The organism is Peribacillus muralis (assembly GCF_001439925.1).
In the GTDB taxonomy this organism is placed as follows: domain Bacteria; phylum Bacillota; class Bacilli; order Bacillales; family DSM-1321; genus Peribacillus; species Peribacillus muralis.
Genome location: NZ_LMBV01000006.1, coordinates 113,707 through 129,362, shown reverse-complemented (window position 1 = coordinate 129,362; position 15,656 = coordinate 113,707). Strand labels below are relative to the sequence as shown.

Here is a 15,656-nt window from a genome sequence, read left to right as displayed (position 1 = left end):
AATAATGGCGAATAGAATTTTAATTGTGGACGATGCAGCATTTATGAGAATGATGATTAAGGACATCCTGTCTAAAAATGGTTTTGATATTGTCGGCGAAGCAGCAGATGGTGCACAAGCAGTGGACAAATATAAAGAAACACATCCCGATCTTGTAACGATGGATATCACCATGCCTGAGATGGATGGAATTACAGCATTAAAGGAAATTAAAAAGGTGAATCCTCAAGCCAAGGTCATTATGTGTTCAGCAATGGGGCAACAGGCCATGGTCATCGATGCGATCCAGGCTGGAGCGAAGGACTTCATCGTGAAGCCCTTCCAGGCAGACCGGGTATTGGAAGCCATAAATAAAGCATTAAGTTAAGAGGGTGTCTTCATATTGTTTTTTATAAAAAAGTGGCTTCAGGTCTCATTGATGATAGCAGTATTCTTCGCTGGGGCCATACAGGGCCATGCGGAAGATCTTGGAAATACAGTGAAGGATGCCTATCAACAGCCAAATGATAAAGTGAATAAAGCTGAATCAAAAGACTTGCAATCTAAAAATCAAGCGTCTAATCCCGATAAGGTCGGGATAACCGTTTGGGAATTTATCAGGATGATATTTGCAACCATTTTTGTAGTGGTCCTGCTTTATATATTGTTAAAGTTCATCAATAAAAAAAACAAATCATACCAAAGGGCAAATTCAGTAGAGAATTTAGGCGGTACGAGCCTCGGTTCGAATCGTTCCGTTCAGCTTGTTAAAGTCGGTGGGCGAATATTGGTCGTCGGAGTCGGCGAAAATATCCAACTCCTGAAAGAAATCGATGATGCTTCGGAATATGAACAGCTACTGAAAGACCATAACAATAAGCTCGATCAAATGCTGCAGCCCGGTGCCCTTGCAATGAAGCTGAAAAATAAGTGGTTGAAGAAAAGTGAATCGGAGCCGGCCAGTTTCTCTTCTGAGTTTAAAAATCAGCTCGATCAAATGTCTGTCAGCAGGAAGAAGCTATTAAGTGAGCTTGATAGGAAAGGGAGAGACGATGAATGAATGAGTTCATGGAGTTTTTCAAAACAAGCGATCCTACTAATGTTTCCACTTCCGTCAAGCTTGTTCTGCTCATGACCGTGTTATCGCTGGCTCCCAGCATCTTGATCTTGATGACTTGTTTCACCAGAATCATCATTGTATTGAGCTTTGTGAGAACATCATTAGCTACACAGCAGATGCCTCCAAATCAGGTGCTGGTCGGACTGGCTCTTTTCATGACATTCTTCATCATGGCTCCGACATTTCAGGAAGTGAATGAGAAAGCACTAACTCCATTATTTAATGAAGAAATAGATTTGGAAGAAGCATATGTGCAGGCCTCGATACCCTTTAAGGAATTCATGAGTGCCCATACAAGGCAAAAGGATTTGGCGTTGTTTTTGGACTATGCCAAGGTAGAAAAGCCGGAAACGATACAGGACATTCCCTTGACTGCATTTGTACCAGCATTTGCAATCAGTGAAATCAAAACAGCTTTTCAAATTGGCTTTATGATTTTCATTCCATTTTTGGTTATCGATATGGTCGTAGCAAGTGTCTTAATGTCGATGGGGATGATGATGCTGCCGCCAGTCATGATTTCCCTGCCATTTAAGATTCTCCTTTTCATTCTAGTCGATGGATGGTATTTGGTTGTGAAGTCTTTATTACAGAGTTTTTAAGCGGGTGAAAAAATGAATGCACAGTTTGTAATTGATGTAGCAGAAAAAGGAATTTATATGGTATTGATCATCGCTGGCCCATTGATGGTGATAGCTCTTGTTGTAGGGCTTTTAGTAAGCATTTTTCAGGCGACTACACAGATTCAGGAACAGACCTTGGCTTTCGTTCCGAAAATCGTGGCTGTTTTGTTGGGACTCATTTTGCTGGCTCCGTGGATGCTGAGCCACCTATTATCATACGCAAATGAAATTTTTGGTAACCTGAATCGATTTGTAGGGTAGGGCATGGAAGAACTATTTCCGCACTTTCCTGCCTTTCTATTAATCGTGGTCAGGGTCACCACATTTTTTGTGGCAATGCCGATTTTTTCGTATCGCTCAATACCGGTACAGCACCGTTTAGGGCTAGGAATCTTCCTTGCCTGGATCATGTACTATACCATTGATGCTCCCGTCCTGGAATTGGATGTAACTTTTTATTTATTGGTCATTAAGGAAGCGATTGTAGGCCTATTCATTGGATTTGCTGCCTATATGATTTTATCGGCCGTTCAGGTAGCAGGGGGATTGATCGATTTTCAAATGGGCTTCTCAATAGCCAATGTCATCGATCCCCAAACTGGGGCTCAAAGTCCGTTGATGGGCCAATACCTTTATACCATCGCTTTGTTATTCCTATTAAGTACTAACGGCCATCATTTGCTTTTGGATGGAATCTTTTATAGCTATCAATTCATTCCAATCGATCAATTGTTTGTGCCCTTCGGAGATCATAGATTGATAGAATACTTGGCTAAAGCTTTCGGCAAAGCGTTCATGATTGCCTTTCAAATGTCGATACCAGTGGTGGGAAGCATTTTTTTAGTGGATGTCACGCTAGGAATCCTTGCAAGGACGGTTCCCCAATTGAACGTATTCGTTGTCGGGATTCCAGTCAAAATCATAGCGGGCTTAGCGGTTATTGTTTTTGTGATGGGAATGATGATGACGGTTGTCACCCAACTCTTCAATTTCCTGCTTGTGACGATGCGTCATCTCATGCAGCTGATCGGAGGCATATGATATTGGACAAATTTCAGCTGGATTTACAGTTCTTCGCAGGTGAGAAGACTGAAAAGGCGACACCAAAAAAACGTCAGGATTCGAAGAAAAAAGGGCAGGTGGCAAAGAGTCAGGATGTTAACACATCCGTTAATCTAATTGCTGTATTTGCGGTGCTATTGATTATGGGGCCTTATATGTATAACCATCTCGTCGCTCTCATGAAAGATTATCTGCAACATTTTACCGTGTCAGGCTTTACGGAAGGCACTGTCCAGATTATCATGATCGAAGTATTGAAGGAAATGGGCCTAGTCCTTGGACCCGTTTTTGCAGCGTCGGTAGTGGCTGGCATTTTGGCTAATGTCATGCAGATCGGATTTTTGTTTTCAACGGAATCCATACAGTTTAAACTTGAAAAATTGGATCCGATTAAAGGTTTTAAACGTATTTTTTCGATGAGGGCGATTGTTGAATTATTGAAATCCATTCTTAAAATATCCTTTGTTGGTTTTGTTGCCTTTTATGTACTTTGGCAGCGTATGGACGAGATTATGATCTTGTCCCAGATTTCTGTGGAAGAAGCGATGGCAACGCTGGCGGACATTACGATCCAAGTAGGGTTATATGCTGCCGTGGCGTTATTGTTCATTGCTCTATTGGACTATTTGTATCAAAAATATGACTTTGAAAAAAACATCCGAATGTCCAAGCAGGATATTAAGGATGAATATAAAAACTCCGAAGGGGACCCGCTCATCAAATCAAAGATCAAACAAAAGCAAAGGCAGATGGCTGCTCAAAGAATGATGCAGGAGATTGCGAATGCCGATGTCGTCATCACTAACCCGACACATTTTGCGATTGCATTAAAATATGATGAAGATCAAGCGGAGGCTCCATATGTAGTGGCAAAAGGCGTAGATTTTGTTGCTCAGAAAATTAAATTCATCGCGAAAGAAAACGATGTAATCATGGTGGAAAACCGCCCTTTGGCAAGGTCCTTATATGACCAGGCTGAATTGGGCCAGGCGATACCCGAGGAGTTCTTTAAGGCGGTCGCTGAAATACTCGCCTTTGTATATAAAACTAAAGGTAAGCTGTAAAGAAGTAACAGGTAACCCGTTAGTTAGGAGAGAAAAACATGCGAGCAAGAGATTTAGTTGTTATATCGAGCGTCATCATGATCGTCGCCATGTTGGTCATTCCTTTACCGACATGGTTGTTAAGTATTTTACTCCTTTTAAATATCTCTCTTGCGCTGCTCGTTCTATTGACAACGATGAATATGAAAGAACCTCTCGAATTCTCGATCTTCCCTTCGTTGCTCCTTTTACTGACACTGTTCAGGCTGGGGTTGAATGTTTCGACGACTCGTGCCATTTTGACCTATGGTGATGCTGGCGGAGTTGTTGAAACCTTTGGTTCGTTTGTAGTTGGAGGTAACGTGCTTGTAGGATTGGTTGTATTCATCATTTTGGTCATCATCAATTTCATTGTCATCACGAAAGGCTCGGAACGGGTCTCCGAAGTAGCTGCCAGGTTTACGCTCGATGCGATGCCAGGCAAACAGATGGCCATTGATGCAGATTTGAATGCTGGGATGATTTCCGAAACGGAAGCACGTGCCAGAAGGGACAAAATAAGTAACGAAGCGGATTTTTATGGCTCCATGGATGGTGCGAGCAAGTTTGTAAAAGGAGATGCCATTGCTGGTATCATCATCGTCATCATCAACTTGATTTTTGGGATGATCATTGGCGTTATGCAATTGGACATGGGGTTTGCGGAATCCGCCACCCATTTTTCCATGTTATCCGTTGGCGATGGCATCGTCAGTCAGGTGCCTGCCTTATTAATATCCACAGCTACGGGAATAGTCGTAACAAGGGCAGCCTCGAATGGCAACCTCGGATCGGATATTGTCGAACAGTTGTTTCAATTTCCTAAAATGCTTTACCTGACAGCAGCGACCATATTCCTGCTAGGATTATTTACCCCGATTTCGGACTTATTCACATTGCCGATTGCAGCTTTATTAGTCGTAGGCGGGTATACCATTTCAAGGATACCAAAGCAGGACGAAAGTGACATACAGGAGATGGAAGAAGTGCTGGAAACCGATGAGATGAAAAGTCCGGAAAGTGTCGTTAACCTGTTAAGTGTTGATCCGATCGAGTTTGAGTTTGGATATGGACTGATTCCTCTTGCAGATGCCAATCAAGGGGGAGACCTGCTGGATCGTGTCGTCATGATCCGCAGGCAGCTTGCCATCGAGTTGGGGCTCGTGATCCCTGTCGTCAGAATACGTGATAATATTCAGCTGAACCCTAATGAGTATCGGCTTAAGATTAAGGGAAGTGTCATGGCTAAGGGAGAATTGCTCCTAAATCATTACTTGGCCATGAGCCCAGGGATGGAGGATGATTCGATCGAAGGGATCGATACGATCGAACCCTCCTTTGGCTTACCGGCCAAATGGATCACGGATGATATGAAAGAACATGCCGAGATGATGGGATATACAGTAGTGGACCCTCCGAGTGTAGTTTCCACACACTTGACGGAAGTTATAAAGGCTAATGCTCAGGAGCTATTGGGCAGGCAGGAAACGAAGCAACTGATTGATCACCTCCGTGAATCTTCGCCGATCCTTGTAGAGGAAGTAACACCCAACCCCTTGTCGATAGGTGATGTGCAAAAAGTGTTGGCAAAGTTATTGAAGGAAAAGGTTTCAATCAGGAATTTACCGATCATTTTTGAAACACTTGCTGATTATGGAAAGCTTTCAACTGACACGGATTTACTTACCGAATATGTGAGGCAGAATTTAGCAAGGCAAATAACTAATTCCTTTATGACCGATGAAAATATAATCAGAGTGATAACCTTATCGGGGAAAGTGGAAAAAACGATCGCTGATGGTGTTCAGCAGACCGAACATGGTAACTATTTATCACTTGATCCAACGATATCGCAATCCATATTGGAGGCAGCTGCTGCCAAATTGGAGGAGCTGACATTAATGGATCACCAACCGATCTTGCTCTGTTCCCCGGCAGTACGGATGTACGTCCGTCAACTAACTGAACGTTATTTTCCCAATGCGCCGGTTCTTTCATATAATGAACTCGAATCCAATGTAGAAGTACAAAGTGTAGGGGTGGTGAATATCGATTGAAGGTAAAGAAATATTTGGCCCCATCAATGACCGAAGCAATGAAGCGAATTAGGGGGGAGCTAGGCAGTGAGGCGGTCATTTTAAGCTCAAAAGCTGTATATAAAGGCGGTTTCCTAGGTTTATTCAAGAAAAGGAAAGTTGAAGTAATTGCCGCGATCGACCCTGTTTCCGCGCCTCTCCAAACGGTAACAAAGCATGACCCGCAACAGGCAAGTCAAGTACCTGATGTCGATCAATCCGGAGGAGCCGAGTTATTAAAAGAAATCGAAGGCTTGAAAGACTTGATTAAGAGAATGCAAATCAATTCGTCTGATAGAAAATATCCCGAAAATCTTCAGGAACCTTATGATTACTTAACGGAGCAGGAAGTCGACCCGTCACTTCGGTCACAAATCATGGATGAATTACTTGAAAAGTGGTTCGCTTTCAAGCAACGTTCGACAGCTGAAGAGATACAAGCCTGGTTGGAAGAATCGATGCTGGCGATTTTGGGGAAGGTTGAGAATGGCAAACCTGGTCTGCAGAAAAAGTATATCAATATTGTCGGACCAACAGGGGTGGGCAAGACAACTACTCTTGCTAAGGTAGCTGCAGAAACCATCCTGAAACATGATAAAAAGGTGGCATTCATTACGACTGACACGTACAGGATTGCCGCGATAGATCAGCTTAAGACGTATGCGAAGATTTTGAACGTTCCGATCGAAGTGGCTTACAATTTTGAGGATTTCAAGCGGGCGACTGAACGATTCTCCCATTATGATTATGTTTTTATAGATACAGCCGGGAGGAATTTCCGCAATCCTCAATATGTCAAGGATCTAAATGATCTCATTCATTTTACTGATGAGATGGAAACTTATTTAGTGTTGTCATTAACCTCGAAGCAAAAAGATATGGAAGATATTTATCGGCAGTTTGCAACCATACCGATAAAACAGGTCATCTTTACTAAAGCGGACGAAACCTCCACTTTCGGTGCCATCTTTAATTTCATACACACACATAAATTAGGAGCCGCTTATATAACGAACGGACAGGATGTACCGGATGATATCGAAATTGCTACACCATCTCAGCTATTGAAAATGGCTCTAGAGGCAAAAAAATATGAAAGATCAAGCTGAGAACTTACGAAGAAGATTGGAAGCACGCCAAAATCAAACAATGGCAAGAACCATTGCCGTTTTAAGTGGCAAAGGCGGTGTGGGGAAATCAAATTTTTCTTTGAATTTTTCCATTTCCTTATCCAAAAGGGGAAAAAGGGTACTGTTGTTCGACATGGATATCGGCATGGGCAATATAGATATTTTGATCGGGGGACACGCACCCTACAGTATTATCGATTTCTTTGAAAATGGTTGCAGTCTGGAGGAAATCATCACTGTCGGTCCAGGGGATATATCAATCATCACTGGCGGAACGGGCCTGATGAATCTGGTTTCACTTGATGAAGAGAAGTATGCACGTTTTAATGAAGAATTCAGTTCATTGATGAAAAACTACGATTATATATTATTTGATATGGGTGCGGGCATTACTCATGATTCAATGAAGTTCCTATTATGTGTCGATGAATTAGTCGTTATTACGACCCCGGAGCCGACTTCCATCACGGATGCCTACTCCGCAATGAAATATATTCATTCAATCAATAAAGAGATTCCGTGTTTCCTTGTTTGCAATAGGGTTTTCACGAGTAAGGAAGGCAAGGAAACACTTAAGCGGCTGCAAAATGCCTTCCTGAAATTTTTGGATTTCGAAACGGTTGGATTAGGTTATTTACCAGACGATAGGACCGTTTCAAAGGCAGTTTCTAAACAAATTCCCTTTGTCTTGTTCAATGCTGAAGCCGCTGTATCAAAAGCCATTATGGACATTGCGACAAGATATGCAAATCATTCATTTGGGGAAAGATTGACTTTGCCCAAAAGCCATTTCCTTCGAAACGTGAAGAAATATTTTCTTGGAAAGTAGGCCTTCTTATATGGATAAAGTAAAAGTATTGATAGTGGATGATTCTGCGTTCATGAGAAAGTTAATTTCAGGGTTTTTAGCGGAAGAGAGCGAGATTGAGGTCATCGGGACTGCGAGAAATGGAAAAGATGCGTTAGAAAAAATCAAGGCGTTGAAACCCGATGTCGTGACCTTGGATGTGGAAATGCCGGTTATGGACGGACTGCAAGCTTTGAACCTGATCATGAATGAATGTCCAATCCCCGTAGTCATGTTATCTAGTACAACGAAGGTCGGTACGGATAATACATTTGCTGCCATGAGCAGTGGGGCCTTTGATTTTGTAGCTAAACCTTCAGGTGCCATTTCGCTTGATTTACATAAAATCAAGAAGGAGCTTCATGAAAAAGTCATCGCAGCAAGCCGGACAAATGTTCATAAATTACGGAAAAAGGCTATTAACCTTGAAAGAAGTCCATCTCTGTGTGAAAAAAGTAGTAAAATAGGTATAGGTACATTGGGTAAAAAACGAAAAAACGAAAAAAAATGGTCCGATGGGAACGAAAAAATCATTGTCATTGGTACCTCAACTGGAGGGCCTAGAGCTCTGCAGACTGTATTGACAGGACTCCCTGGCGATATTGATGCCCCCATTCTTGTAGTCCAGCATATGCCTCCCGGCTTTACAAGTTCGTTGGCTGCACGTCTGAACTCATTATGCAAAATTCAAGTGAAGGAAGCCGAAGAGGGGGAACTGATCCAGAAAGGTTTAGCTTATATCGCTCCTGGAGGTTTTCACTTGAAAGTGAGGAAATTCGGAATGAATTGGGTGGTCCATTTAGATCAATCGGAATTACGTAATGGTCACCGGCCTTCTGTGGATGTGCTCTTTGAATCTGTAAGTGCAATGAATGAATTTGCCAAGATAGCGGTAATCATGACCGGGATGGGAATGGATGGATCGATTGGGCTTAAGCGGTTGAAACAAAAGGGGATTACAAAAGCGATAGCTGAATCTCAGGAGACATCGATTGTTTTTGGTATGCCAAAAGCGGCAATCAATACCAATTTAATAGATAGCATAGAGGATGTAGAAAAAATAGCTAAATCGATAATGAGCTATTGCTAACTCGTGGAGGTGGAGAATACATGGATATGAATCAGTATCTAGAGGTATTTATAGAAGAAAGTAAAGAACATCTGCAAACAGCAAGCGAACAGCTTCTGGTTCTTGAGAAGAACCCGGAAGACCTCTCGATCGTTAACGAAATTTTTCGTTCCGCTCATACTTTAAAAGGGATGTCCGCCACGATGGGCTATGAGGATTTGGCCAATTTAACCCATAAAATGGAGAATGTTTTGGATGCGATTCGTAACTGTCAAATCATTCTGACGCCTGAAGTGTTTGATGTGATATTTTTAGCCGTAGATGATTTAGAAGCGATGGTCATGTCGATTGCAGAAGGTGGAGATGGAAAAAGAAATGTATCGCAGGTTGTCCATCAGCTGGATGTGATAGAAAAAGGGGAGTCACCGGTCACATCCTCTGCAGCAGAGGTTGCGGCAACTTCTGCCGTTCTAGATAGGGAAGAAATGACTGATCGGGAGTACGATGAATTCGAATGGACAGTGCTCCAGCAGTCCAATGAGCAAGGATTCAACAGCTTTGAAATTACAATAGAATTACGTGCAGACTGTCTGTTAAAAGCGGCTCGGGTGTTCATGGTTTTTGAAGTACTAGAAAAATCAGGTGAAGTGATTAAATCCCATCCGCCTGTTGAACTGTTGGAAGAAGAGCAGTTCGATCAGCAATTCACGGTAACGATGATTACCAAGGAATCGAGTGAAGAGATACAGAAAAAAATCATGAAGGTTTCTGAAGTGGATAACATCGTAATACATACCCTTGATCTTGAAGGGGTGAGACATGCCGTCAACATTAAAGAGGATCAAATTGCTGAATTGGCTAACAAGGGAATAGAGGCAGAACATGTCATGCTTCCAAGCGATAGTACAGAAAAGAAAAAACAGCAGTCCGTTAAACCTGCATCAAGCAAGACGATACGGGTAAACATTGAACGGCTTGATATACTAATGAATTTATTCGAGGAGCTAGTGATCGATCGAGGCAGGCTGGACCAAATTTCTAATGATTTGGATAATCAGGAGCTACATGAAACAGTAGAGAGAATGTCCCGTATAACAAGCGATTTACAAACAATTGTATTGAATATGCGGATGGTGCCTGTGGAGACGGTATTCAATCGCTTTCCTAAAATGGTCCGTCAACTAGCGAGGGATTTAAACAAGAAAGTTGAATTGGAAATTACGGGAGCGGAGACCGAGCTTGATCGCACTGTCATCGATGAAATTGGCGATCCACTCGTCCATTTATTGAGAAACGCCATGGATCACGGAATTGAAGCACCTGAAGAACGTCTGGCGAAAGGGAAGAACGAAGAAGGGGAAATTCAATTAAAAGCGTATCACAGTGGAAATCATGTATTCATTGAAATTGATGATGATGGGGCAGGCATTAATAAAGAACGAGTTTTGAACAAGGCGCTTTCCAATGGAATTATTACGAAGGAAACGGCCGCCACTCTAACGGATAAGCAAATCTATGAATTGATATTCGCCTCTGGCTTCTCGACAGCCGAAACGATTTCGGATGTATCAGGACGAGGAGTAGGTCTGGATGTAGTGAAAAATACAATCGAGTCCCTGGGCGGCTCTGTCACGATCGATTCAAAAGAGGACGAAGGATCGATATTCCTTATTCAGCTTCCACTTACATTGTCGATAATTTCAGTGATGCTGGTTGCCATCCAAGAAGAAAAATATGCCATACCGCTGTCTTCCATCATAGAGACCGCGATCGTAAAAAAAGAAGATATCATGAGCGCCCATAATCAACAAGTAATAGACTTCAGAGGCAAAGTGCTTCCACTTCTATTCTTGAAAGATATTTTTGAAGTACCGGCCAGTCAGGAAGAGGAAGAGTTCCTCTCTGTGGTCATTGTAAGAAAGGGCGAAAAATTAGCAGGATTAGTCGTTGATTCCTTCATTGGTCAGCTTGAGGTGGTCTTGAAATCACTAGGCAATTATCTAACAAGTGCCTTTGCAATATCGGGAGCAACGATTCTTGGCGATGGTCAAGTAGCTTTAATCATAGATTGCAATACCTTGATTCCCTAGTGGATGGAACGAAGTAGAGGAATGTGATGCTGGCTGGGACAAGTCGCTTTCAGCTTATCGGGGCAAGCTTCCGCCAGCATGTTTAAGTTTTTTAATAGAGGAGGGGAATAAATGTCGCAGGAAATGAAAGTGATCGTATTCAAAATTAAAGATAAAGAGTATGCCATTCCAGTTGATAAGGTAAGCGGGATTGAAAAGCTTTTGCATATTACGAGAGTTCCGAAGGCAGCCCATTTCGTTAAGGGAGTAATAAATTTAAGAGGGGTCATCACGCCAATTATTGATTTGCGGGTGCGCTTCGGCTTCGAAGAGGTGGAGTACGATGATTCTACGAGGATCATCATCGTCATCCTTGATGGTATGGAGGTTGGGTTGATTGTCGACTCTGCCAATGATGTTTTGGATATTCCATTGAATAGTATTGAGCCGCAGCCCGAGGTTGTTGGACAGTTGGCTTCTGAATACATAAGCGGGGTGGCGAAAATCGAAAAGCGGCTGCTCGTGTTAATCAATTTGGAAAATGCTTTGAATTTGGAAGTGTCCGAAAATATGTTAAAAGAAGGATAATGGTATGTCATTCATTGAAAAAATCAGTCATCTCCAACTCGATATTTTGAAGGAAATTGGCAATATAGGAGCGGGGAACGCAGCAACATCGCTTTCGGCCATCCTTGATAGGAAAATCGATATGAAAGTTCCCAATGTCCGAATCGTTTCCTTCGATGAAATGATGGAGATGGCAGGAGGTGCCGAGCACGTCGTTGCCAGCGTTTTCCTTAGAATAGAAGGAGATGCCTCCGGGAGTATGTTTTTTATCCTTTCCCTTCCATTAGCCCAATATTTGATTCGGCAGATGGCCGGTGATGCCACCTTTTCGATAGATAGCACACCACATGCCGAATTGGCCCTTTCCTGCCTACAGGAATTGGGGAATATCTTATCCGGATCCTATCTTTCTTCTTTAGCTGATTTCACACGGCTGAATTTATATCCTTCCGTCCCGTCACTGAGCATCGATATGGTAGGGGCAACCATCAGTTATGGGTTATTGGAACTATCACAGCAAAGTGACACAGCGATAGTCATTGATACGGTCCTTGTAAAAGATCAACTAGTTGCCGATTCCATTGATGGTCATTTCTTTTTATTGCCTGACCCGGAATTTTTCGATATCATTTTTGCCGCTTTAGGAGTGGCACCGGATGACTGATTTGTTAAAGGGTAAGGTTGTGAAGGTCGGTATTGCGGATATGAATATGATAAAACCTCCCCATTCGATCCGTACTTCCGGGTTGGGGTCTTGTGTTGGTGTTGTGATTTATGACGAAAAAAAAGGAATTGCCGGTTTGGCTCACGTCATGTTGCCTGACTCCTCACTCGCAAAGTCCGGTCAGATCAACGTTGCTAAATTTGCGGATACGGCTGTAAAGGAATTAGTGCATCTTTTAGTAAAAGAAGGCGCAAGAATGCCCTTCTTAAAAGCGAAGCTGGCTGGTGGGGCGCAAATGTTTCAGTTTGCCTCCGGAGGCGATTTAATGAGGATAGGGCCGAGAAATGTGGATGCTGTCAGGAAAGAGCTATCTGAACTGCACATTCAGATCATTTCGGAAGATGTAGGAGGAAATAGCGGAAGAACGATTCAATTCAATTTGGATGATTGTTTATTGAATATAAGGACCGTCAATAAAGGAACAAAAAACATCTAGTAGCGGCTTAGGGCTAGTTAAAAAAATTCAAAAATCATAAGAATACTTGCAGTCGGATAATTGTTGAATCAGCGGCCTTACGGTCCGTGATCACAAAATGTATACAAGGTAAGGAGGATGTCCAATGTCTCATCTGACCATCGAAGAAGAACAGGTATGTTGGAAAAATTGGGTTGATTGCAGAGATCCGCTAGCTGGGGACATATTAGTCAAGAAATACATCCCTCTTGTTTCCTATCATGTTCAACGCATTTCAGTCAGTCTCCCCAAAAATGTGGGCCGTGATGATATCAGGAGTCTAGGGATGATGGGGTTATTCGATGCCCTGGAACGATTCGATACGAAGCGTGACCTGAAGTTCGACACATATGCTTCATTTAGAATTCGAGGTGCTATATTAGATGGATTAAGAAAAGAGGATTGGCTTCCACGGAGTGCAAGGGATAAAGCCAAGAAAATTGAGTCAGCAATAGAAAAGCTCGAGCAAAAGTACATGAGGAACCTTAGCCCAAATGAAATTGCAGTCGAATTGGATATACCGGAAGAAGATGTGTATGCTGCGATACAGGGGAATTTCTTTGCCAATGTACTATCCATGGATGACCAAGAGCAGGACGATAAAGATAGCAAGAACTTTCATATTAAGGATGAAAAAGCCGATTTGCCAGAGGAACATGTGTTGCGGGAAGAACTATATGTGGAATTAGCTAAAGTCATAGAAACACTTAATGAAAAAGAACAATTGGTTTTACAGCTCTTTTATAAAGAAGAATTAACTTTAACCGAAATCGGACAAGTGATGAGTTTATCCACCTCGCGGATTTCCCAGATCCACTCAAAAGCGATTTACAAATTAAGAAACGTGATGCAAGAGCGATGATATCATACGTCATTTGCGGTTGGTGGGAGGGATCGGATGCCGCGCCGCGATCAATGACTGTTACAAAATCAAAGAATGTTCGAACTGAACGTAGTGAAACAAATGATGATACACACTGAAAAATCCATTTCAGCTTGTTCTTTCCAGTTCGCTCGCCGGACGCCTTTTTGTCAGAAGGAGGGCGAACCGCTAAAAAAATCAAAAGTGAACCAAAAGATTTCCATCCGGATTAAGGAAATGCAGCTAATTAGGAGGCAACATGTTAGTGCTTTTTATGTTTCTGTTATTTATATTAAATATATGCTCCATTTTTGCCATCATCATTTTATATCTTCGCCAAAACCGTCTAGATCAGTTGGAAAAAGATCAAAAAGCCACCATAATTGAAATGGAGCAGCTTTTGTCTGGTTACTTGATGGAAATGAAGGAAGATAACGAAGCATTAATCAAGGCGTTCACCGAGTCGTCTGCCAAGAATAACCATCATCTGACAAAAGACCGGTTCGGGCAAGCGAAAGAACCGAGCGAAGAGAATGAAGTCAAGCTAGACCAAGATAAGCTCCTCGAGCATAAAGTGGAAAGTCGTGCCGCCGCCACAAGGCAGGCTATCGACTCCTACAAAAACATCCATGCAGAACACGAGGATAAAATCTTGCCGCTAAATGTCGAAGACAAAATCGAGCTTTCGTCGGGAGGCCTTCGGCCAACCAATAAAGAAAAGCAGGCTGGAAACGAATTTGCTGATTTAGTAAAGTCCTCGTTGCAGGAACCATCACTGAATGAACAAGTGGATGCATTGGTGGATCAAGGACATTCGTTAGAAGAAATCGCCAAAAAACTAGGCCGAGGTAAAACGGAAATAGAACTATTACTTAAGTTTCGCAAGAATAGATAAAAATTTCTTGATTGTGATGAGTCATTATGATATATTATGAAATGGTGTTAATACACACGCCCCGTGATTCTTGCAGCTGGTGCTGTTTCGACAGTTTCTGCATGAAAATGATCGGTGCGGAGGAAAAACAAAACCATTTAGGAGGAACTAAAATGTCAGTCATTTCTATGAAACAATTGCTTGAAGCTGGTGTGCATTTCGGACACCAAACACGTCGCTGGAACCCAAAAATGAAGAAATATATCTTCACTGAGCGTAACGGCATCTACATCATCGACCTTCAAAAAACAGTTAAAAAGGTTGAAGAAGCTTATAACTTCGTGAAAGAACTAGCTGCTAACGGTGGTACTGTTCTTTTCGTAGGTACTAAAAAACAAGCTCAAGAATCTGTTAAAGAAGAAGCTATCCGTTCTGGTATGTACTATGTAAACCAACGTTGGTTAGGTGGAACTTTAACAAACTTTGAAACAATCCAAAAACGTATTGCTCGTCTTAAAGATATCGAAAAAATGGAAGCAAACGGAACTTTCGAAGTACTTCCTAAAAAAGAAGTTATCCAACTTAAAAAAGAATGGGATCGCTTAGAGAAATTCTTGGGCGGTATTAAAGATATGAAGACTCTTCCAGATGCGATCTTCGTTATCGACCCTCGCAAAGAGCGTATCGCTGTTGCGGAAGCACACAAATTACACATTCCACTTGTAGGTATCGTAGATACAAACTGTGATCCGGATGAAATCGATGTAGTTATTCCTGCGAATGACGATGCAATCCGTGCTGTTAAATTATTAACAGGTAAAATGGCAGATGCTATCTTAGAAGCTAAACAAGGTGAAGAAACAGCAACTGAAACGACAACTGCTTAATAAGCAAAAAAAGGTTGCCTATTCAGTCAGAAAAAGGTGATAAGAGGATAATGCCTTTTATCCCTTTTTTTTGCACTAAATAAGCATACATAAATCACCACGCCAATGTTGAAAAGGGCAGGCTGATTTTTAAGGAAATGGACTTTCGACCGTTTGGTTTTGTCGATAAGGCAGGCTATTATGGAGGAATGTTCAGCTATTCTGCCGAGTTTCGTTATTTTCTTTGATAATA

At 42.1% G+C, this 15,656-nt stretch carries 17 protein-coding genes; all 17 read left to right on the top strand.

Going from position 1 to position 15,656, the window contains the following annotated elements:
* Positions 1-4 precede the first annotated feature (4 nt).
* Positions 5-367 (top strand): response regulator, encoded by a 363-nt coding sequence (locus ASU00_RS10435; protein WP_057913405.1) that lies wholly within the window; start codon positions 5-7, stop codon positions 365-367.
* 15 nt (positions 368-382) lie between these two features.
* A complete protein-coding gene (locus tag ASU00_RS10430) occupies positions 383-1,039 on the top strand; it encodes a flagellar biosynthetic protein FliO (protein WP_057913404.1) in 657 nt (218 codons plus the stop codon).
* On the top strand, positions 1,036-1,701 hold the full coding sequence (fliP, locus tag ASU00_RS10425; RefSeq protein WP_057913403.1) for a flagellar type III secretion system pore protein FliP: 666 nt from the start codon (positions 1,036-1,038) through the stop codon (positions 1,699-1,701). Before ASU00_RS10430 ends, fliP begins: the two co-directional genes overlap by 4 nt.
* Positions 1,702-1,713: 12 nt before the next feature.
* On the top strand, positions 1,714-1,983 hold the full coding sequence (gene fliQ, locus ASU00_RS10420; RefSeq protein ID WP_057913402.1) for a flagellar biosynthesis protein FliQ: 270 nt from the start codon (positions 1,714-1,716) through the stop codon (positions 1,981-1,983).
* A 3-nt stretch (positions 1,984-1,986) separates the two neighbouring features.
* Positions 1,987-2,763, top strand: a complete 777-nt coding sequence (fliR, locus tag ASU00_RS10415) for a flagellar biosynthetic protein FliR (protein ID WP_057913401.1) — start codon at positions 1,987-1,989, stop codon at positions 2,761-2,763.
* Positions 2,764-2,765: 2 nt separating this feature from the next.
* Positions 2,766-3,848, top strand: coding sequence for a flagellar biosynthesis protein FlhB (gene flhB, locus ASU00_RS10410; RefSeq protein ID WP_236712699.1), 1,083 nt, complete (start codon positions 2,766-2,768; stop codon positions 3,846-3,848).
* Between the two features lie 38 nt (positions 3,849-3,886).
* Entirely contained in the window at positions 3,887-5,923 is a 2,037-nt protein-coding gene (flhA, locus tag ASU00_RS10405; RefSeq protein WP_057913399.1) for a flagellar biosynthesis protein FlhA, read from the top strand.
* The gene (flhF, locus tag ASU00_RS10400; RefSeq protein ID WP_057913398.1) at positions 5,920-7,050 is read left to right on the top strand and encodes a flagellar biosynthesis protein FlhF; all 1,131 of its coding nucleotides are present in this window, start codon (positions 5,920-5,922) and stop codon (positions 7,048-7,050) included. Before flhA ends, flhF begins: the two co-directional genes overlap by 4 nt.
* On the top strand, positions 7,034-7,900 hold the full coding sequence (locus ASU00_RS10395; RefSeq protein ID WP_057913397.1) for a MinD/ParA family protein: 867 nt from the start codon (positions 7,034-7,036) through the stop codon (positions 7,898-7,900). Before flhF ends, ASU00_RS10395 begins: the two co-directional genes overlap by 17 nt.
* Positions 7,901-7,910: 10 nt before the next feature.
* Positions 7,911-9,008, top strand: coding sequence for a protein-glutamate methylesterase/protein-glutamine glutaminase (locus ASU00_RS10390; protein WP_057913396.1), 1,098 nt, complete (start codon positions 7,911-7,913; stop codon positions 9,006-9,008).
* 20 nt (positions 9,009-9,028) lie between these two features.
* Positions 9,029-11,077: a chemotaxis protein CheA gene (locus ASU00_RS10385; RefSeq protein WP_057913395.1), complete on the top strand. Its 2,049-nt coding sequence runs from the start codon at positions 9,029-9,031 to the stop codon at positions 11,075-11,077.
* Positions 11,078-11,188: 111 nt separating this feature from the next.
* A complete protein-coding gene (locus ASU00_RS10380) occupies positions 11,189-11,644 on the top strand; it encodes a chemotaxis protein CheW (protein WP_057913394.1) in 456 nt (151 codons plus the stop codon).
* Between the two features lie 4 nt (positions 11,645-11,648).
* On the top strand, positions 11,649-12,287 hold the full coding sequence (locus ASU00_RS10375; protein ID WP_057913393.1) for a chemotaxis protein CheC: 639 nt from the start codon (positions 11,649-11,651) through the stop codon (positions 12,285-12,287).
* Positions 12,280-12,783: a chemotaxis protein CheD gene (locus tag ASU00_RS10370; protein WP_057913392.1), complete on the top strand. Its 504-nt coding sequence runs from the start codon at positions 12,280-12,282 to the stop codon at positions 12,781-12,783. The genes ASU00_RS10375 and ASU00_RS10370 overlap by 8 nt, the downstream gene beginning before the upstream one ends.
* Positions 12,784-12,907: 124 nt before the next feature.
* Positions 12,908-13,663 (top strand): FliA/WhiG family RNA polymerase sigma factor, encoded by a 756-nt coding sequence (locus ASU00_RS10365; RefSeq protein ID WP_057913391.1) that lies wholly within the window; start codon positions 12,908-12,910, stop codon positions 13,661-13,663.
* A 259-nt stretch (positions 13,664-13,922) separates the two neighbouring features.
* The gene (locus tag ASU00_RS25675) at positions 13,923-14,558 is read left to right on the top strand and encodes a hypothetical protein (protein WP_057913390.1); all 636 of its coding nucleotides are present in this window, start codon (positions 13,923-13,925) and stop codon (positions 14,556-14,558) included.
* Positions 14,559-14,710: 152 nt separating this feature from the next.
* Entirely contained in the window at positions 14,711-15,424 is a 714-nt protein-coding gene (gene rpsB / locus ASU00_RS10355; protein WP_057913389.1) for a 30S ribosomal protein S2, read from the top strand.
* The last annotated feature ends 232 nt before the right edge of the window (positions 15,425-15,656 follow it).